11 protein-coding genes are annotated in these 19,522 nt (G+C 57.7%); 5 read left to right on the top strand and 6 right to left on the bottom strand.

The annotated features are described in order from the left end of the window. Positions 1-45 precede the first annotated feature (45 nt). Entirely contained in the window at positions 46-3,915 is a 3,870-nt protein-coding gene (locus tag ACR0LX_RS10650; protein ID WP_480783702.1) for an Ig-like domain-containing protein, read from the bottom strand. Positions 3,916-4,126: 211 nt separating this feature from the next. Here ACR0LX_RS10650 and ACR0LX_RS10645 point away from each other — a divergent pair, with 211 nt between their 5' ends. Then, positions 4,127-6,163 carry a dockerin type I domain-containing protein gene (locus ACR0LX_RS10645; RefSeq protein ID WP_480783701.1) on the top strand — a complete coding sequence of 679 codons (2,037 nt, stop codon included), beginning with the start codon at positions 4,127-4,129 and terminating at the stop codon, positions 6,161-6,163. Between the two features lie 22 nt (positions 6,164-6,185). Here the strand turns inward: ACR0LX_RS10645 and ACR0LX_RS10640 are convergent, their stop codons facing one another. The 4 genes from ACR0LX_RS10640 to ACR0LX_RS10625 form a co-directional block, all read right to left on the bottom strand. Then, positions 6,186-7,493: an HlyD family type I secretion periplasmic adaptor subunit gene (locus ACR0LX_RS10640; RefSeq protein ID WP_480783700.1), complete on the bottom strand. Its 1,308-nt coding sequence runs from the start codon at positions 7,491-7,493 to the stop codon at positions 6,186-6,188. Continuing rightward, positions 7,493-9,214, bottom strand: coding sequence for a type I secretion system permease/ATPase (locus tag ACR0LX_RS10635; RefSeq protein WP_480573795.1), 1,722 nt, complete (start codon positions 9,212-9,214; stop codon positions 7,493-7,495). Before ACR0LX_RS10635 ends, ACR0LX_RS10640 begins: the two co-directional genes overlap by 1 nt. Before the next feature lie 221 nt (positions 9,215-9,435). Beyond that, on the bottom strand, positions 9,436-11,292 hold the full coding sequence (locus ACR0LX_RS10630) for an SLC13 family permease (RefSeq protein WP_480783774.1): 1,857 nt from the start codon (positions 11,290-11,292) through the stop codon (positions 9,436-9,438). Positions 11,293-11,460: 168 nt separating this feature from the next. Next, complete coding sequence (locus ACR0LX_RS10625) at positions 11,461-12,357, bottom strand: LysR family transcriptional regulator (RefSeq protein WP_480783699.1); 897 nt, start codon at positions 12,355-12,357, stop codon at positions 11,461-11,463. 189 nt (positions 12,358-12,546) lie between these two features. Here ACR0LX_RS10625 and ACR0LX_RS10620 point away from each other — a divergent pair, with 189 nt between their 5' ends. Together ACR0LX_RS10620 and ACR0LX_RS10615 are read left to right on the top strand one after the other, a co-directional pair. Beyond that, on the top strand, positions 12,547-13,170 hold the full coding sequence (locus ACR0LX_RS10620) for a glutathione S-transferase family protein (protein WP_480783698.1): 624 nt from the start codon (positions 12,547-12,549) through the stop codon (positions 13,168-13,170). A gap of 53 nt (positions 13,171-13,223) precedes the next feature. Next, complete coding sequence (locus ACR0LX_RS10615) at positions 13,224-14,858, top strand: FAD-binding oxidoreductase (RefSeq protein WP_480783697.1); 1,635 nt, start codon at positions 13,224-13,226, stop codon at positions 14,856-14,858. A 32-nt stretch (positions 14,859-14,890) separates the two neighbouring features. On the opposite strand, the gene iolG is transcribed toward ACR0LX_RS10615, so the two are convergent. After that, positions 14,891-15,892 (bottom strand): inositol 2-dehydrogenase, encoded by a 1,002-nt coding sequence (gene iolG, locus ACR0LX_RS10610; RefSeq protein WP_480783696.1) that lies wholly within the window; start codon positions 15,890-15,892, stop codon positions 14,891-14,893. Between the two features lie 292 nt (positions 15,893-16,184). On the opposite strand from iolG, the gene ACR0LX_RS10605 reads away from it, so the two are divergent. Continuing rightward, on the top strand, positions 16,185-17,816 hold the full coding sequence (locus ACR0LX_RS10605; protein WP_480783695.1) for a bifunctional aspartate transaminase/aspartate 4-decarboxylase: 1,632 nt from the start codon (positions 16,185-16,187) through the stop codon (positions 17,814-17,816). Then, a complete protein-coding gene (locus ACR0LX_RS10600) occupies positions 17,813-19,519 on the top strand; it encodes an aspartate:alanine exchanger family transporter (protein WP_480783694.1) in 1,707 nt (568 codons plus the stop codon). Before ACR0LX_RS10605 ends, ACR0LX_RS10600 begins: the two co-directional genes overlap by 4 nt. Positions 19,520-19,522 lie beyond the last annotated feature (3 nt).

Here is a 19,522-nt window from a genome sequence, read left to right as displayed (position 1 = left end):
CAAAGGGATGTTGCGTCTCAGGACGCAACACCGTTTTCGTGTCGCTCAGGCCGATGCCCCGGTCGGGTCGGTCAAAAGCACATTGTCAGCATCAAATTCACTCAGATCAGACAACCCGTCGAACTGGGCCATTTTTTCAACGTTGGCGTTGTTCGGAGCCGAATAGTCGACCTTGACCAAAGCGCTGTTGGTTCCGTCGGTCGCAAGAAAATAGATTTCATCCCCCGCCTGAACCCCCAAAAGTGTTTCGGCTGCGTTTGCGATCGTGTCGTCGTTCAAATCTGCCAACTGTGTGTTCAAACCCACAAATCCGGTATTTGCACCGATGCTGTCGCCCACGCTAAGGGCTTCGACGACTGTGCCGCTTCCGCGCAACGTGCTGTTATCAAGGCCGCTGAACATGAGCGCGTTGGACACGTTCGCCTCCGGTCCCAGGCTAAATCCGGTAATCGTATCGATTCCGTTATCTGTGGCGCTGGCTTCGAGCACGACGATGTCTCGCCCTGCACCCGACAGATCAATCATGTCATCACTCGCACCGCCGCGCACAATATCATCGCCGTCGGTACCTGAGAGGGTATCGGCGTCACCGGTGCCAAATGAGACATGCAGCGGGCCACCCTGCAAGGACGTGAGATCCAGCTCGATCGGTTGACTGCTATCCAGAACCGTCAGCTCAAACGTTACAAGCGGTTGCGACAAGTCGCTAATGCTGAGCGCCGCCCCCCCAAATCTGACGGGATTGCCGCTGTCGTTGACCGAAAAGATCGTGAAGTCGTCGTGCTCAACATCTGATCCCGAATTGAACGAGACGACCAGCGGATCGAAACCCAGATCGACATCGAAATCCAACCCGCTGGAAACATCCCGATCAGGGTCCGCATAAACAGCAAATGTGACGGTCGATCCGCTGCGCCCGATTTCAGTAACCGCATAGGGCGCTGCGATATAGGCAAATGCCTGATCCGAAACCGGTAGCGGGTCCGGTCCGCCCGAAACAGTCGCCCGCGCCGCGAAATCCAACGCGTCACCTGCCGAAATTCCCGAAAACTCTGAACTCGGAATGTTCGCGCTCCAGGAACCATCAGCCGCCACCGTCGCGCTTCCCGCGGGGGTTCCGTTCAACGTTACGCTGATCGTTTGGCCCAAGGTCAGGCCGACTGAGCCACCAGAGACCGTTAGTCCACCGCTCTGCGCGTCACTCAGAGTGACGGCATTGTTTGCTCCCGCCGGATCGAGACTCAGGACAGGCCTGAAATCTGTGGTAAAGCTTTCGGTCGCATCGGTTGCGGCGTTGCCGTTGGCATCCTGAACCGCGGCGGTCACGGTGTAGCTCCCGCCATCTGAAAGGGCCGCCAGGCTGGCCGATGGGACATCGACACTCCAAACGCCGCTTGAAATTGCAGCGTTGTAGGTTTGGCCATTCAAGGTCACTGAAACCGTCTGGCTGTCTGCTGCCGAGGTGGTTCCCGAAACGGTCAGGTCAGAGCCGCGCTCGATCACATCAAGAACTGCCCCCACGGGAAGCGGGTCCATCGCGAGGCTCGGCGCGGTGAAATCCGTTCCGATACTGGTTGACGCCGAAGATTGGTTGGCCGCGAGATCAGTCACGGTCGCGTTCACGCTGTAGGTTTCGGCGTCCTGCAAACCGCTCAGGCTGGCCGAAGAGGCGGTAAAGGTCCACGACCCGCCGCTGACTGTAGCGGTGCCAGCGATATCTACCGTGTTGTCCGCCCGAACGATTTCGACCGATACAACCGTTCCGTTTGCAGCATCAGAAGTGCCGGTGACAACAAAATCCGTAGCGCGTTCCGAGGCGTTCATCACAAGCCCGTCCGCCAGAGGGTCAATGGTCAGGGAAGGTGCGGTGAAATCCGTGCTGAACGAGCCAGAGGCCCGCACCGCCGGGTTGCCCGCCGTGTCCGAGATATCAGCGCTAACCGAAATGGGTGCGCCATCCGGCAGCGCAGCGAGATCAGTTGCAGACACGGTCACAAACCAGTTGCCACCGAGCGCTGCGCCTGTGTAGGTCTGCCCGTTCACGGACACAGAGACCTCTTGCCCATCTTCCGCATTGGTCGTGCCCGAAATTGTCAAATCCGACCCACGCTCGGCCGCATTCAACACCGCGCCATGCGAAAAGCTGTCAATTGTGAGCGTCGGGGCAGTGACATCTTTCGAAAGCATCACATCGGCCTGAGGCGCATCCAGCCCGTCACTGTCGGACACGTCAGCCGTCAGAGTATAGTCCCCCCCGTCTGCCAGCGCGCCCAAGTCGGTGGCCGGGATCGTGACGCTCCAACCGTTAGCTGAGACCGCGCCGGAATAGGTCTGCCCATTCAGCTCAACGGTCACCAACTGGCCATCGGACACATTCCCCGTTGTTCCGGTAACGGTCAGAGCAGAACCGGCCTCGGCCGCATTCAAAACAGCGCCAACCGACAAAGGCGCGATTGAAATCGATGGGCCTGTCAGATCAACGGGAACGGTTGTTGTCGCTTGGGTCGCGAGGTTTCCCCCCAAGTCGCTGACAGCAACGCTTACCTCTACGGGTGTACCGGTGGACAAACCTGCCAGATCGGCTTGCGGGATGTTCACGCTCCAACCGCCGCCCGCGACGTTTCCGGTGTAGTCACGACCTTCGAACGTCACTTGGACTTCCTGTCCATCTTCTGCGGTCGTCGTGCCTGTCAACGTCAGGTCACCACCGACATCGACAAGGTCAATTGACCCCCCTGCAACCGGGTCCAGCGTTACGGTCGGTGCGGTAAAGTCAGTGTGGAAACTGCCACTGGCCTGTGGTGCCGGGTTTCCCGCTTCGTCATCAACATCGGCAGTAACCGCGATCGTGGCACCATCCGTCAAAGCCGCCAGATCCGCTGCAGGTACGGTAACGCTCCAGTTTCCGCCCGAAACGGTGCCCGTATAGATCTGTCCGTTCAGTCCAACTGTGACCGTTTGTCCGTTCTCGGCATCGGTGTTACCGCTGACGGTCAAATCCATTCCCTGTTCGGCGGCATTAAGGACGTTGTCTTCAGAAATCGGCGAGATTGCGAGCGTTGGTGGGATCGTATCGACGTCAAATTGTGACGTTGTCGAGGAAATTTCTTCCCCATCCGCATCCAGCGTTCGGATAGTGACGTCAGAATGACCCTGAGGAAGCGCAGCTGCCTCAGCTTGGGATAGGGACACGCGCCAGCTTCCATCGACGTCTGGTGCCACAGTTTTTGTGACCGAGCCGATTGTAACCTCAACCATCGCCGCATCGGCCCCCGCCAAGGTTTCCGTGCTGGTGCTGTTCAGGGCGTCCGCCTGCAATTCGGCCAGGTTCAGGCTCGGCAGAGGCGGAGGCGGCGTAACTGTTGGCTCGGGGGGTGTTACCTCGGGTCGGGGTTCGGGGTCGTCATCATCGTCACCCCCGCTTCCACCGCCGCCACCTGCAGCAGCTGCGGCACCCGCAACGCCGAGTCCCCCCAGCGCCAGGCCCGTACCGCTGACCCCGCCAACGGTCGCAGCAGCCGCGCCCGCTTCGGCAACCGCTGCGAACTGTGCGATCTGACCCGCCATTTCATCGGCAACCATAATCGCGCCATTTTCGAGGACCTGCACATTTTCGGACGAGACGACCAGAGTGCGGCCGTCCTCCATCCGCAATTGGACATCGCCGTTCGACAGGATCCTTGCAGAGCGCACACCCGGGATCGCATTGGCAAATTGAAATGACTCCAGCTGCTCGGTCGTGGCCTGCGCCAGGGCAGGCAGGGCCAACAATGTTGAACCCAGCCCACCGGCCAGACCACGTCCGACCCATCGTTGCAGCTTGCGGTCGATCCAATTTCGCACATGCCGCGCGCGCCCGGCCTCAGACAAGTTGTCCAAGGTCACGCTTTCATTTGAAACGGGTTCTTTGGTCATTTCGCCCCTCATAAGTGGTGCCCGTCGCCATCCGGCCAGAGCGGTGCTCTGTCTTTGGCTCTGTAACCGGATGTCTCATGCGGGCGATCCTGAAAATTCGATTTAAACTGAAGCCGAAATCCTTGCTTTCACCACATTCGTGTTCCGTTTTCGGTCTGGGCCTCAGATCATTCTGATCTCGGTGCCAGGGGTGGCACGGGGGTGAATGAAGATGAGACTTCAGTTCGAAAGAGTGGTTGCAACGGGGACCGCAGCGCTCGATTCAGGTATCGGCGATATCGCTTTAAAAACGTTTAACGGCGATACGTTCCTCTACACGATGACGGGTGTCGGCGGCGGCATCACGTCCCGGCGATTGACCGAAGGCGCAGGTCCGCTACTGGTGGACCAGCAACACTACGGTGTCACCATCAGCAATCAGGTCGGCCGCAGCGGCGTTCCGATCACCTTGGGCGCACAAGACCATCTGGCTCTGGATGTTAATACTGCCACCGGGCTTGTCAGCTATGATCTCGGTGCTGCCGGACAGATTGGCGATCTTCAGGAAACCGGTGCTTTAACATACAGCGGTGATATTTCTGCGGCGGCACAAATCTCGGTCAGCCTGTTGACGCTCGCTCATGCAGACGCTGGTCGAATCGCCAACTATACCATCAACCCGGATGGATCGTTGGGTGTTGCCGGAACGGCATTGGCACGCGCGGATGTGTTGCAATCGATGCAGTCCGGTTCGGGGCATTTCATCGTTGCCGCAGATACGATTAACAGCACGCTCACAACTTTCAGCGTCGATCAGGGCACCGGTGCACTCGCCGAGGTCGCCGAAAACACCGCAACCCAGACGTTGGGCATAAGCGCGCCGACAGCAATCGAAGTGGTGCAGGCCTATGGCAAGTCCTGGGTCGTCGTCGCGGGTGCCGGCAGCAACTCGCTAAGCGTCATGGAACTGGGCAGCGACGGGCGGCTGACGCCGACGGATCATGTTCTGGATTCGCTCCATACCCGGTTTGAATCGGTCCAGGATCTGGCCGTCGTCGACGTCGATGGCCGCGTTTTTGTTGCAGCGGGCGGGGGTGATGACGGGATCACTCTGTTCACAATGACGCAGGACGGACAGTTGATTTACCTGGACAGTTTTGCCGACACCCTGGCCAGTGGCTTACAGAATGTCGAAGCGCTGAGCATGGCTCATGTCGGGGATGAACTGCAAATTCTGGCGGCATCACAACAGGATGCCGGGTTAACACAGCTTACTGTGTCAGTGGCGGATCTTGGGGTGGTCCGACAGGGGTTTGGCACAATCAACGGGACGTCCGGAGATGACATGCTGCGAGGCGGAATTCTCGATTCTACGCTAAATGGTGGGGCAGGGGACGACATCCTGATTACCGGGACCAGCACTACGACTCTGACAGGCGGCTCAGGCGCGGATGTGTACTTTGTGCGTCACGGCAGCGGCCACACCACGATCACTGATTTCGAACGCGGCACAGATTCGCTCGATCTGTCCGACTTCTGGTTGCTGCGAACGCCTGCGCAACTGGATATCACAACAACCTCGGACGGCGCGCAGATACAGTACCGTGGACAGACGATATCGCTTGCGTCCTCGGATGGCGCAGCGCTGAGCAGCACCGACATCTTCGGATCAGGGTTCAACGGGCCCGACCACGTCCCGGTCATCATCAGCAACGGGCCAGACAGCAATGCCGGTCCGGGCGTTCTGGGTGCTGTAAGTATAGACTCGACCACCGCCAATCCGGCGCTTTCGGGGGCTGAGATTCGGTTCACACCATCTGGCGAGGGCGCGATCGTAGCGCAAGCAAATGCACAGGGAGAGTTTGACCTCGAGATGCCCGACGGCGCGTTCTCAGGCGAGCTGGAGATCGTCAAATCCTATTCCACGGCCAGCAATCAGATTTCGGCATTGGATGCATTGCAAGTCTTGCGGATGGCAATCGGGTTGGATCCGACCTTCGGCCCGGCTGCGCCCGAAAACCTGATCGCGGCAGATATCAATCGGGATGGCACCGTCAGCGCGCTGGACGCGCTGAACGTTCTTCAGAATGCGGTGGGGCAAACGGCTCAGCACCCGGCTGAATGGGTGTTTCTGGATGATAACGTCGATCTATCAGCAATCACCAGAACCAATGTCTCTTACAGCACTGGGGCACCGGTGACCGTCGTGGACGGGGAATTTGCGACCGACATGACCTCAATCCTGCTTGGCAACATTGAAGCTGTCTGAAGAGCGGTGATAACTGTCCGGCCTATTCTCGGAACGCCCGATAGAAATAATCCGCAAGCGGTTTGACCAGATAGCTCAGGGGAGTGCGTTCATCGGTCTTTATCATCGCCTCAACCGGCATGCCCGGCAACAATTCCTGCCCGTTCAGCAACTCAATCTGACCGTCATCCGGGATAACCTCAGCCCGGTAAAAAGTGAATCCGGTGCCTTCGTCGGTATATGTGTCTGCCGACACGTTCCTGACATGCCCGTTCAACTCAGGCGTTTCGCGCTGATTGAAGGCAGGAAAGCGCAGCGCAACCTCTTGCCCGCGATGTAGTTGGTCGACATGTAAGGCGTCCACCCTTGCCGCCACCAGCAGAGGCGTATCCTGAGGCACTACGTACAGCATCGGCTCGCCCGGCTGAATAACGGACTGAAGCGCAAAGACCTGGCTGTCATAGACCGTTCCCGCAACCGGTGCGCGGATATCGAGACGCGACAGGCGCTCATTCAACGACAAGCGCCGTTCCGCCAATTCGACAACCCGGGCCTGAACATCCCGCAATTGCGAGATCGCCTCTTCACGCCGAGTCGCCTTCAGTTCGACGATTCGAATCTCGGTGCTCGAAATCTCACCTTCCAAACGCGCGACCGAGGATTCCAGACGGCCGATTTCGCCCAATAAGCTGGCCTCTTCCCGTTGCAGGGCAGAGACCCGGCTGGCTTGCGTCAGGCCGCGCTCTAACAGCCCTTCCTGATCTACCAACTCGCTTTGGATCAGTTCAACCTGGGTCCGCAACGAAATCAATTGCGCCTGATTCCCTTCGATCTCATTTTCGATCTGGGTTTTCTGCTTGCTAAGCTGCTCGGTCTGTTGCTTCAACGTGTCCACACGCGCATTGAACAGGCGCTCTTGACCGGCCAAAAGATCAGCGGAGATACCTTCTCGGCTTTGCAATTCTTGCAGGCGGTTGGCCAATTCTGCGGCGTCGACCCCATCGCGTTCCGCCTCAAGTCGGACCATACGGGCCAGCAGTTCGAACAGTTGAGATTCCACGATGGTCTTTTCCGAGGCCAGGAATGTATCATCCAGCCGCAACAGCATATCGCCACGGGCGACAGCATCGCCATCGCGCACGAAGATTTCGCCGACAACGCCACCATCCGGATGCTCGACCACCTGTCGATTGCTTTGCACTTCGACCACACCTTGCGAGATGATCGCCCCGGCCAGTTCGGTCCGTACGCTCCACACCCCAAGACCCAGGACCAGAACGCCCAGTGCTAAGATGCCCACGGTTGCAGGAACCTTGATGCTCCACGCAGGTTTCTTGACAGACTTGGACATTAATCACCCACTTTGTTTAGGTGCCGTTTGATCACGTTTGCGTTTTGCACCATCGTGTTCAGAACCTCATCACGGCTGCCGGTCTTCACGATCTGACCCTTTTCGACAACAACAAGGTCATCGCATTCCGAAATGGCCTGTGGCCTGTGGGTCATGATAATCACCGACTTACCGACCGACTTGAACTCGCGCACCGCATTGTTCAGCGCCAGGGTCCCATCCGCATCAAGGGCCGAATTCGGCTCATCCAGGATCAGCAGAACCGGATTGCCATAAAGGGCACGTGCCAAAGCAATCCGTTGCTTTTGGCCGCCTGACAGTTGGCTGTCATTGCCTTCAAGGAACGTGTCGTACCCCTTTTCAAGGCCAAGGATCAACTCGTGCGCGTTTGCCGTTTTGGCAGCGGCCACAACTGCGTCCGGGTCAGGGGTTTCCGACATCCGGGCGATATTTTCAGCGACGGTGCCATTAAAAAGAGTCACCTGCTGCGGCAGGTACCCGATATGCTGGCCCAACGCGTCCGGATCATACTGGTCCAGAGTCGCGCCCCCCAGCCGGATTTCACCCGCCGCCGGGGACCAAAGCCCAAGCAAAGCCTTGGCCAGTGTCGTCTTGCCCGAGCCGCTTTTGCCGATCACCCCCAGGGCCTTGCCCGGCTCCAGCTTCATCGATGCATTGCGCAGGGTCGGCGTCGAGATTCCGGGTGGAATGACAGTCAGCGACTTGGCCTCAAGATGCGCTTTCGGAATTGGCAATCTGGTGCGCTTTTGTTCAGGAGGAGTGTTGTCGAGGAACTTGTTCAGGCTGGTCCAGGCGGTGCGCGCACGTTCGATCATCGACCATTGACCAACAGCCATTTCAATCGGGGCCAACGCTCGTCCCAGCAGGATCGTACCTGCGATCATCGCACCAGCGGTCATTTCGTTGCGCAGTACCAGCAGGGCACCCAGCGCCAACATGGCCGATTGAAGAAACAGCCGTAGTGATTTGGTAAGAGACGAAAAACTGCCCGTCCAGTCACTGGCGGAAATGGTCTGCGCCAAAGCCTCGGTCCGTTGCTTTAACCAACGGCTGGACACGTCTTCCTGCATGCCCTGCGACCGCACGACTTCGGCCGCTTGCCGAGCATGTTCGGAGAATGAGTTTGCCCGTGCCGATGCAGCCTGAGCCTCGGCCACTTTCCGGTGGGTCAATGCCTGGTTCAGCAGCGCGATGACGACAAGAACGGTACCCCCGGCAACCGCCAACCAGCCCAGCAACGGGTGGAACAGGAAGATCGCGGCGATAAAGATCGGCGTCCATGGTATATCCATTACGGCCAGCAAAACTGGCGACGCGCAAAGCCCTCGGATCGATTCCAGATCGCGCAACGCGGTTGCCGGTGCCGAGCGGATTTGCGGGAACAAGGCGCGGCGCATGGTGGCCTCAAACACACGCTCGTCCAGGGACGATTGAAAGCGTGCGCCGAACCGGGCGACGATCCGACCTCGGGCATAGTCCAGCATCGCCATCAGCGCGTAAAGCAGGGCCACCAACAAGAACAGGGCCGACAAGGTCTCGACCGAGCGGGATCCGAGCACGCGGTCATAGACTTGCAACATGAATAACGGACCGGTCAGCATCAGCAGGTTCACAAACACGCTGAAAAGGAACGCGAGGCCTATAAAGCTCAGGCCCTGATTTCTTGCCTTACGCAGCTCGCTCATCGGTGGCGCGGACATTCTATTCTTGGATTTCACGAGCTGTCGCCCTCAGTTCAGTCACCAGATGGGGCACAGACAAAAGCCAGCCGGGTATGAATCGATACCCGGCAGCAGCCCCCTTTTGACCAGAGTTTATATCTATCGGTTAAAATTTGAACAACGGGCGTTTTTTCGGCATCGGCACCCTTTGGCACCAGTTGTCACCCTCGACAGGCGAGAACATGCCGAATGCGGGACGGTCAGTACAACAGATTCAGCATCACCAGCGAAACAACCAGGAACAGTACGGTCATCATCCCGCCAGAGCGCACAAAATCCATCACCTTATATCCCGCAGGTCCCATGATCAGTGCGTTCACCTGATGCGTCGGAATAATAAAACTGTTCGAGGTCGAGATCGCCACCGTCAGCGCAAACAGCGACGGGTTGGCGCCGGCAGCTACAGCGATCGAGACCGCCAGCGGGACCAGAAGGACGGTTGCGCCCACATTTGACATCACCAGCGAGAACGCAGTCGCTAGGATCGCCACCCCGGCCTGAAGTGACCAGATTGGCCAGCCATTCAGCAGGATCATGATCTGCTGCGCAATCCAGGCCGCAGTTCCGGTGTTCTGCACCGCCTGACCCAGCGGGATCAGACAGGCCAGCAGAAACACGGTATTCCAACCGACGGCCCGATAAGCCTCATCCACGCTCAGCACCTTGGTCAGCATCATGCCTGCTGCACCTGTCAGAAGGCAAAGCGACAGGCGCACATCCGTAAACAGGATCAGGGACAGAGAGATTGCAAAGAACGCCAGAGCCCAGCCAACCTTTTGTGGTCGCAATTCGTCTTGCGGGAAATCCGTTGTCACGACGACAAAGTCCGGATCGCGCTTGATGCGCATCAGGTTGTCCCACCGGGTGTGCGCCACAAGCATGTCCCCGGCATGAAACTCTTCCAGTCCGATCTGCGTGGATTCGTGCGTGTCGGTTTCGACATGGCTCAGCGTTTCTTCGCCACGATGAATAGCCAACAGCGACATGCCATAGGTCTTGCGGAACAAAAGCTCGCGCGGGCACTTTCCGATCAGTTTGCTGTCAGGCGTGACAACCACTTCGGCAATCCCGGCATTTGTCGGCGCAAATTCTTCCACGAAAACATCAAGTTCCGGCAGGACTTTCAACCCGAACTTCTGGGCGAACTCTTCAACCACCCAACGCCTGCCAATGATCGCCAATCGGCAAGGCGCGGCGATTTCGGCAGTCAGAACCTGAACCATCGAGGTCTTGCCGCGATAGAAGGTCGAAATGATATACAGGTGATTTTCGTGATTGATCTCTGCCAGTATCTGCCCCACCAGCGGGCTGTCGGCGGGCACGATCACCTCAAACACATCCGCCTTCAAGCCGTATACACGTTGAAGATATTCCTGAGTGCCCTGGCTTGAGCCGGTGCTATCCGATCCGGTGTCTCCGGGTAGAACCCACCGGCCCAGCAGCAGGAAATAACCGATCCCGGTCAAGATCAGAACCGCACCAATCGGCGTGACCGAAAACAGGCCGAACGGCTCCATCTTCTGGCCTTCGGCCAGGCCGTCATTGGCTGTCTGGATCAGGTCATTCAAAAGGATCAGCGGCGATGAGCCAACCATCGTCATCGTGCCGCCCAAGATCGCACAAAACCCCATTGGCATCAGCAGGCGCGACAACGGAATGCCCGAGCGCGATGAGATGCGGCTGACCACTGGCAGGAACAGCGCAGCTGCCCCAACATTCTGCATGAAGGACGAGATCACCCCAACCGTGCCCGACACGATGGGCAGCACCCGGTTTTCCGATTTGCCCCCATATTTGAGGATAACCGCGGCCACCTTGTTCATGATGCCGGTCTTGTCCAAGCCTGCCCCGACAATCATCACAGCGATGATTGAGATCACCGCATTCGACGCAAAGCCATCAAACAGGTTCGGAACATTCGCAAGATTTCCAAGCCCGGGCGCATAGCTGAGCAAGCCAATAAGGACCAAGACCAAAATGGCTGACAAGTCTATTCGGACAACTTCGGATACAAACAGAAATACGGTGAAGGCCAAGAGAGCGCAAACCACGCCCATCTCGAAGGTAAACGCCAATTGCTCCACTAAAACCACCTAGTTACGGCATGGAATGAGTAATGGAGATACTTAAGCCAAACACACATGGTTGTCATTAACTTTCGAAATGACGTCGCTTTGTGGAATAATATTGCTTTCTCTGTCAGCGTGCATCTGAAGTTTCGGGTGTCATCGCAACCCCCGCATCCGCTTGAGCCTGTGCTTTGCGAGTTCGACAAAGGCCCGGATTTTGGCCGGTGCGCGCCGACCTTCGGCATGTACAAGGTGAATCGGCAATGGCGCGGGTTCGAACTCTTGCAGAATTGGCACCAAAGTTCCGTTTTCGATGTCAGGGGCCACCTGATAGGACAAGGCCTGACATATGCCCCAGCCGTTTCGCGCGACTGCGATGCTGGCGGCAACGCTGCCAATGCACAGGCGCGGTTTCACCCGAACAACGGTTTGCAATTCGCGCCCAAATCGCCATTCGGTCACCGAATTGACAGAGTCCGCGGACACGGCCTCGTGCAATTGCAAGTCTGTCGGTGATTTGGGAACCCCATGTTTCGCCAGATATCCCGGTGCTGCACATAGGACACGTCGAACCTGCCCAACCCGAACGGCGGATAATCCCGAAGAGGGCAAATGCCCGATCCTGACAGCCAGATCAAAGCCCTCTTCGACCAGATTGACAACGCGGTCGAGCATGACGGCGTCAGCGCTCATGCCCGGATGGGCATCCAGAAACTCCGTCAGAATGGGCGTGACATAGATGCGGCCGAACTCATGCGGGCAGGTCAGCCGCAATAGACCAACAGGGTTCGTCGCCGTTCCCTTGGCGGCATCATCTGCGGCCTGTAGCTGCGCCAGAATGTGCCGTGCATCCTCGAGATAGGTCTGCCCCGCATCGGTCAGGCGCACACGACGGGTTGTCCGCGTAAACAGGCGCACACCAAGCCGATCCTCCAGCGCATTGACACCGCGTGTGGCAGAAGGAGCGCTCAGGCCTAGGCTACGTGCACCGCCGGCAAAACTCTCTGCTTCCGCAACGGCGACAAATACTTCCAGTGTTCTCAAGCGATCCAAGGGGGTTGCCTCGTATTACTACCTGAACGCAAAATAATACATTTCATATTTAGTATATTCATTCAGATTGTGATGCAAATTATCTGCTTTGAACACGCAGCCGCCGCACTGCCTGACTGCGTCAAACCGGACAGAACATCGAACTCGACCCCGCGCGAATTCGGACATTGATTGCAAAAGGACTGACTGATGACACCGATCAAACTCTACCGAAACCCGAAATCCGGCCATTGCCACCGCGTCGAACTGATGCTGGCGCTGCTGGGACTGCCTTACGAGACCATTGATCTGGATATGGCCAATGGCGAGCACAAATCGCCCGACTATCTCAAGATCAGCCCATTTGGCCTGGTGCCTGCAATCGACGATTCAGGATTCACTCTGGCGGATTCCAACGCGATTTTGGTCTATCTGGTGCAGAGCTACGCAAAGGGCTCGCACTGGCTTCCCGAAGACGCCAAGACCGCCGCCGAAGTCCAGCGCTGGCTGACGGTGGCAGCGGACAACGTCTATTCCGGCCCCTGCGCAGCACGTCTGGTCAAGGTCTTTGGCGCATCGCTGGACCATGACGCCGCAGTCGCCAAGGCGCACGCATTGTTCAAGGTCATGGAAGTGCATCTGAAGGACCGCGAGTGGTTGGCCGCCGATACGATCACCGCCGCAGACATCGCCGGCTATAGCTACATTGCCCACGCGCCCGAAGGTGGAGTGGATCTTGAACCCTACCCGAGCATCCGTCGTTGGCTTGCCAGGATCGAAGCGCAACCGGGCTTTGTGGGAATGGCAACTTCGCCGATCCCGGAATTGGCCTGAGCATCTGGGTCAGCACAGTCTTGCTGACCCAATAAATCAAGAGGAAGCCGGACATGACTTTGAACAGCGCAGAAAACCCGTTTCACGCCGGCGAGCGCTCGGCGCAATTGCGCGCGGGTGCCGGTGATGTCGCTGCTTGGGCAGGCGGATTTATCCGCGACCACTTGCCTGAACAGCATCGTGGCTTTCACAGCGCGCTGCCTTTTCTGGTCTTGTCTGGTTCCGACGAAACTGACCGTACATGGGTGACATTGATTGATGGCCCCGAAGGGTTCATCCGTTCACCTGATCCCCAAACTCTGGAGATCGCGACGCAGTTGGACCCGCAAGACCCGCTGTTCACAACGCTGGACGCCGGGACAGATATCGGCGTCCTGGGGATTGAACTGGCCTCACGCCGGCGCAACCGGCTGAGCGGGTTTTTCCGCAAGTTCGACACTGGATACAAGATCGATGTGCGTCAGACCTTTGGGAATTGTCCTCAATATATCCATGAACGCCACTGGCATCGCGTTGAACATATCGATCACACGCCCGCGCAACATGCAGCTAGCCTTAGTCCGCGACAAATCACGCTGATTTCAAGGGCTGACACCCTGTTTCTTGGGTCCGGTCACATGCACGGCGGTGATGCGCCGTCGCGCGGGTATGACGCCTCGCATCGGGGCGGCGCACCCGGATATGTGAAAGTTGAAAGCCCGAACCTGCTTCGCATTCCGGACTATGCTGGCAACAATTTTTTCAACACGATTGGAAATCTGATCTCCGACCCAAGAATAGGCGTCACCTTTGTTGATTTCGACACCGGCGGGCTGCTGCAAATCTCCGGCCGGGCGAGCATCGATTGGGAACCGCAGAATACCCATGACTCAGATGCACGGCGCATGATTAACGTAACGGTCGAGGCGGTGATCGAGCGCCCCGGCGCTTTGCATTTGCGCTGGCGCCGCAAGGACAACCGCGCCCAGTTGCTGAGCATAGTGCGACGCGTGGAGGAAGCGCAGGACATCACCTCATTCTATTTACAGTCGCCGGAAAACGCCGACTTGCCTCGTTTCAGGGCGGGTCAGCACTTGCCGATCGAAGTCGAAATCCCCGGTTACACCGCGCCCATCCAGCGCAGTTATACTTTGTCTGGCGATCCGCAAGATACACAGCAATATCGCCTTACCATCAAACGCGAGCCGCAGGGCGTGGTCTCGCAGCACTTTCATCAGTCGTTGCATGTGGGGGCCCGGATCAGGGCCTCTGAACCCTCCGGTACGTTTCTGATCCCAAAAGGCGATACACCGCTTGTTCTGGTCAGCGCGGGCGTCGGGCTGACCCCTATGGTGTCGATGCTGCATAGCCTCGCGGCGTTGCAGGACCCCAGGCCGCTCTGGTTCGTCCACGGCGCTCGCGATGGGTCACGACATGCCATGCACGATGAGGTAACGCGCCTTGTGTCGCGATTGCCTAACGCGCGGCAACTGGTGTTCTACAGCAATCCCGACGAGCGGGATAAGCTGGGTGTAAATTATCACCAAACGGGGCGCATTTCTTCTCAGCATCTGCTTGATCTGAGCGCAGGTGCCGCGGCCCAGTACTTGCTGTGCGGTCCGGTGCCGTTTCTGTCGGATATCCGTCAGGGGCTGGAGGCAGCAGGTGTTCCTGCTACCAATATTCAGGCTGAAGTGTTTGGTGCGTAGCAAACCGAGCAGTCGCGGCGACCGAACCTAAATCAAACGATTTCTGCAGGATCGACAGCGCGGCCTTCGACGACAGAATTCAACGCCGCTTCGGCCAGAATCAGCGCCTGCAACCCGTCCTGCCCCGACGGTTGCGGGGCCGACTGGTCCCGGATCGCAGCGACAAAGGCCGCGATTTCGGCCGCGTATGCCTCGGTATAGCGGGTCATAAAAAAGTCATGCAGCGGCGGGCGCAGATACCCTTCGGCAGTTGCCACCTCGATGGCAACCGGACGCTGGTTTTCGGCCGAACACGCTCCGAGGGCGCCAAAAACCTCGATCCGCTGGTCGTAGCCATAGCTCGCTCGGCGAGAATTGGTGATCGTGCATTGCTTGCCGCTTCGGGTCGTCATCAGGACTGAGGCGGTGTCGTAGTCGCCATGATCGGCCACCTTGGCATCGACCAGCACTGAGGCGGTGGCCTGAACGCTTGTGACTTCATCCTCAAGCAAAAAGCGTGCCATGTCGAAGTCGTGGATCGTCATGTCCCGAAAGATGCCGCCGGAGACATCGATATATTCGAAAGGCGGCAGCCCCGGATCGCGAGAGATGATCGTGACTTGCTCGACCTCGCCCAAGATGCCGCTCTCGATCCGCTGTTTGATACCCGCAAAATGGGGATCGAACCGCCGATTGAACCCCAGCATCAGCTGCGCACCTGTCTGCTTGACCACATTCAGGCAGGATTTCACCCGCTTCAGATTCAGGTCGATCGGCTTTTCGCAGAAAATCTTCTTGCCGGAACGGGCAAAGGTTTCGATCAGATCGGCATGCGTATTGGTCGGTGTGCAGATCACCACCGCATCTATCGCGTCATCCGCTGCAATATCGTCGATCGAGCGAACCGGGCATCCATATTGGTCTGCTATGGCCTGGGCTGCCTGCGGAAACGCGTCGTTCACGGCACCCAGTACAGCATCGGGATCACGAGAGATCGCTTGCGCATGTACTTTGCCAATCCGGCCAGCGCCGAGAAGTGCGATGGAAATTGTCACGACGTGTCATCCTCAGTTCTGCCCACGCGACATCCGAGGCATGGGAGTTGTTCTAAGTCCGGGTCGACCCGGCAAAAATGGTTTAATCCTGTCTTTCGAATTTTTGAAAGCACATTCTTTGCTGCGGCCCATCCCGCACCCAAACAGCAAGAAACTTGAAGGAACGGTAACGCCAACAATAGAGCTCGGAAAAATAATTCGCATAGGCACCTTCCACCGTTTACAGAATGCTCTCTCTCTTTCTACTATTCCTCTGAATTTCTGAATATTTTTTGACAAAAGGACATCGGCAATGTCGCAACCAATAGACCTTCACAAATTCGAGAACCTCAGCCCTTTCGAGATCAAGGACGAGTTGATCAAACTTGCGCAGAAGGAATCACGCAAATCGACGCTGCCCTACCTGAATGCGGGCAGGGGCAATCCCAACTGGATTGCCACCAAGGCGCGCGAGGCGTTTTTTCTGCTGGGCCAGTTCGCGATGACCGAGGCGCAGCGTGACCGCTATGAGCCCGAGGTTGGATTGGCGGGGATGCCGCAGGGGCCGGGATGTTACGCGCGCCTAAAGGCCTATTGCGCAGCTTCCGAGGGGCCGAACGTGCCTCCGGGCGCAAAAATGCTGGCGGCGGCCGTGGACTTTGCCATCGAGAAATTCGGCTTCGACCCGGATACGTTTGTGCTGGAACTGACCGACAGCATCGTCGGAGACCACTATCCGATGCCCGACCGGTGTCTCGAACATAACGAAGCAATCGTGCACGAATATATCATGTGGGCCATGTGCGCCGGTCATCGACCGGATGCCAAATTCGATATCTATGCGGTCGAGGGCGGGACTGCCGCGATGTGCTACATCTTCAAGTCGCTCAAGAACCAGCGGCTGTTGAACGCCGGTGACACCATCGCGCTGGCCACGCCGATCTTTACGCCCTATCTGGAGATGCCCGAGCTTGAGGATTATGCCCTGAATGTCGTGCATGTGTGCTCGGACGAGGAAGATGAATTCCAGTTGACCGACGAAGATCTCGAGGCGCTCGCCGACCCTAACGTCAAAGCGTTGTTCATGGTCAACCCCGGCAATCCTTCGGCCGTCGCGATGAGCAAGGATGCCCTTGCGCGATTGGTCAACTTTGTCAAAACCCGCCGGCCGGATCTGATCGTCCTGACGGATGACGTGTATGGAACATTTGTCCCCAATTTCGAATCCGTCATGGGCCATCTGCCTGAAAACACCATCGGGGTTTATTCTTATTCCAAGTATTTTGGCTGTACCGGCTGGCGTCTGGGCACGATTCTGGTGGCCGAGAACAACATTTTCGACCGTATGATCGCTGACGCACCGGCCGAGGTTAAGCAGGTTGTCGAAGCGCGCTACACGACATTGTCGCCCGACCCGTCCAAAATGAAGTTCATTGACCGGATCGTCGCCGACAGCCGCGACGTCGCGCTGAACCACACCGCCGGGTTGTCGCTGCCTCAGCAGGTGATGATGACGCTGTTCTCGTTGGTGGAGATGATGGATGACGACAAAGCCTACCAGGCGTTTTGCCGTGGCATTCTTGAACACCGCTTTACGGAACTGGTCGAAGGTTTGGGCATCAATGTCCCCGAGAACCCACTATTTGATCGATACTACGGCATCATTGATTTCGAGTTCTGGCTGCGGAAATATATCGGAGAAGAAGTTGTCGACTGGATCAAGGAAAACGTGCATCCGCTGGATATCTCGTTCAAACTTGCGCAGGATCACGGGATCGTTTTGCTGAACGGGTCTGGTTTCGACGCGCCGAACTGGTCAGCGCGGGTATCCTTTGCCAACCTAGACGACAGCGCTTACCGTCAGATCGGGCGCGCGGTTCGGGCCGTTGCGACCGGGTATGTTCAGGCGTATCGCGCATCGAAAGGGTTGCCATTGCATGGATGAACCAAACACCGGCCTGGACGCCCTTTGATATGCAGTTCATCGGGTCGATTTTTGGCGCGCATCCCGAGCTAGCCCTGTTTTGCAGCCTTGCCTTGGGGTATGCCCTTGGCAAGATTTCAATTGGGTCATTCAAGGTGGGCTCGGTCGCCGGGTGCCTGTTGGCCGGAGTTCTGGTTGGCCAGACCGGCGTCGTCGTATCGGACGACGTCAAGCAGGCTTTCTTTCTGCTGTTTCTCTTTTCGATCGGTTATCGGACCGGCCCACAGTTCTTTCGGTCACTTAATCGCAGCGCGTTGCCGCAGATCGCGATCACAGTGCTCTTGTGCGTCGTGGCCTTGATTACGGCAGCGCTGCTTGCACCATTGATGAGTTTGTCCGTCGGCATTGCTGCGGGTCTGTTGGCGGGCGGCGTGACGGAAAGCGCAACTCTCGGGGTCGCGATCGACGCGTTTGCCAAAACCGGCGCGGACCCTGCTGCCCAACGTATTTTTGAAGCAGAAATCGCCACCGGCTTTGCCGTGGCCTATTTTGTTGGCGTGATCGCGACCATTGTTTTTCATACGCTCGTGGCGCCAAGAATCTATGGTCGGTCGCTGAAAGACGCCTGCGCGGAATACGAAGCCGAATTGGAAAGCGACGAACACCCGGTTGTTTCACAGCATCGAGATTTTGAGGCGCGCGCCTACCGCATCAACCCCGATTTCGCCGGCCAACGCGTAGACGAACTTGAAGCCCGGGTTCCGCAACATGTTTGCGCCTATTTCGACCGCGTGCGCCGAGGTGATCAGATATTACCAACATCGAAAGACATGATCCTGCAAGACGGTGACATCGCGGCAATCGCCGGATTACGCTCTTACCTGATCGACCACGCCCATGTGTTGGGAGAGGAAATCGAAGACCCGGAATTGCTGGATCTTCCGGTTGAAACCAGCGACATCGTTGTCACCAATAGCGCAGTGGTCAACAAAACGCTTGGTGCGATGTCGCAGCATCCTCAGGCCCGAACCATTTTTCTGCGCGGTATCATGCGCAGCGGCGAACGGTTGCCAATCTTTCGCGGCGTGACACTGCACAAGGGCGACGTTCTGACCGTCTCGGGAACGCGCCGCCATATCGAGGATGCCGCCGGCGCACTAGGCTATCTCGATCGAGAAACAAAAGAGACGGATATGGTGTTCGTTGCGTTTTTTATTCTTTTGGGCGGTCTTGTTGGCATTCCAGCCCTGAAATTTGGTGCGCTCGAATTGGGTCTGGGCACGTCGGTCGGTGTTTTGCTTGGCGGGCTGGTGGCGGGATGGCTTCGGTCGGTCCGCAGAACGTTTGGATTTGTGCCCGAAGCAACCTTGTGGATTTTCGATTCACTGGGCCTGTGCGTCTTTGTCGCCTGCGTCGGCATCACGTCCGGAACCAGTTTTGTCGAAGGTGTCTTGGACAGCGGCCCGTCGCTGATCATCGGCTCAGTGCTCATTGTCCTTTTGGCCCATGGCTCGGCTGTGCTTGTCGGACGCAAGATTTTTGGCATCAACGAAGGCGTCCTGGCAGGAACCTGCTGCGGGGCTGGCACTTCGGCGCCGGGCTTGGCCGCCGTTCAGGAAGCCGCCCAAAGCCAGGTCCCAACGCTTGGCTACGGTTTGGGCTATGCCGTGGGCAACGTGCTGCTGGCGCTTTGGGGCTCAATCATCGTGCTTCTGTTGATCTGACGG

The sequence above is a fragment of the Ruegeria sp. CH11 genome (genome assembly GCF_056537105.1).
This window is presented reverse-complemented; position numbering and strand designations above follow the sequence as displayed.

Coding starts and splice junctions, on each gene's coding strand:
- ACR0LX_RS10615 (WP_480783697.1), top strand. CDS start 13,224: ATGACTTTGAACAGCGCAGAAAACCCGTTTCACGCCGGCGAGCGCTCG.
- ACR0LX_RS10645 (WP_480783701.1), top strand. CDS start 4,127: ATGAGACTTCAGTTCGAAAGAGTGGTTGCAACGGGGACCGCAGCGCTC.
- ACR0LX_RS10650 (WP_480783702.1), bottom strand. CDS start 3,915: ATGACCAAAGAACCCGTTTCAAATGAAAGCGTGACCTTGGACAACTTG.
- ACR0LX_RS10640 (WP_480783700.1), bottom strand. CDS start 7,493: ATGTCCAAGTCTGTCAAGAAACCTGCGTGGAGCATCAAGGTTCCTGCA.
- ACR0LX_RS10600 (WP_480783694.1), top strand. CDS start 17,813: ATGAACCAAACACCGGCCTGGACGCCCTTTGATATGCAGTTCATCGGG.
- ACR0LX_RS10605 (WP_480783695.1), top strand. CDS start 16,185: ATGTCGCAACCAATAGACCTTCACAAATTCGAGAACCTCAGCCCTTTC.
- ACR0LX_RS10635 (WP_480573795.1), bottom strand. CDS start 9,214: ATGTCCGCGCCACCGATGAGCGAGCTGCGTAAGGCAAGAAATCAGGGC.
- ACR0LX_RS10630 (WP_480783774.1), bottom strand. CDS start 11,292: ATGGGCGTGGTTTGCGCTCTCTTGGCCTTCACCGTATTTCTGTTTGTA.
- ACR0LX_RS10620 (WP_480783698.1), top strand. CDS start 12,547: ATGACACCGATCAAACTCTACCGAAACCCGAAATCCGGCCATTGCCAC.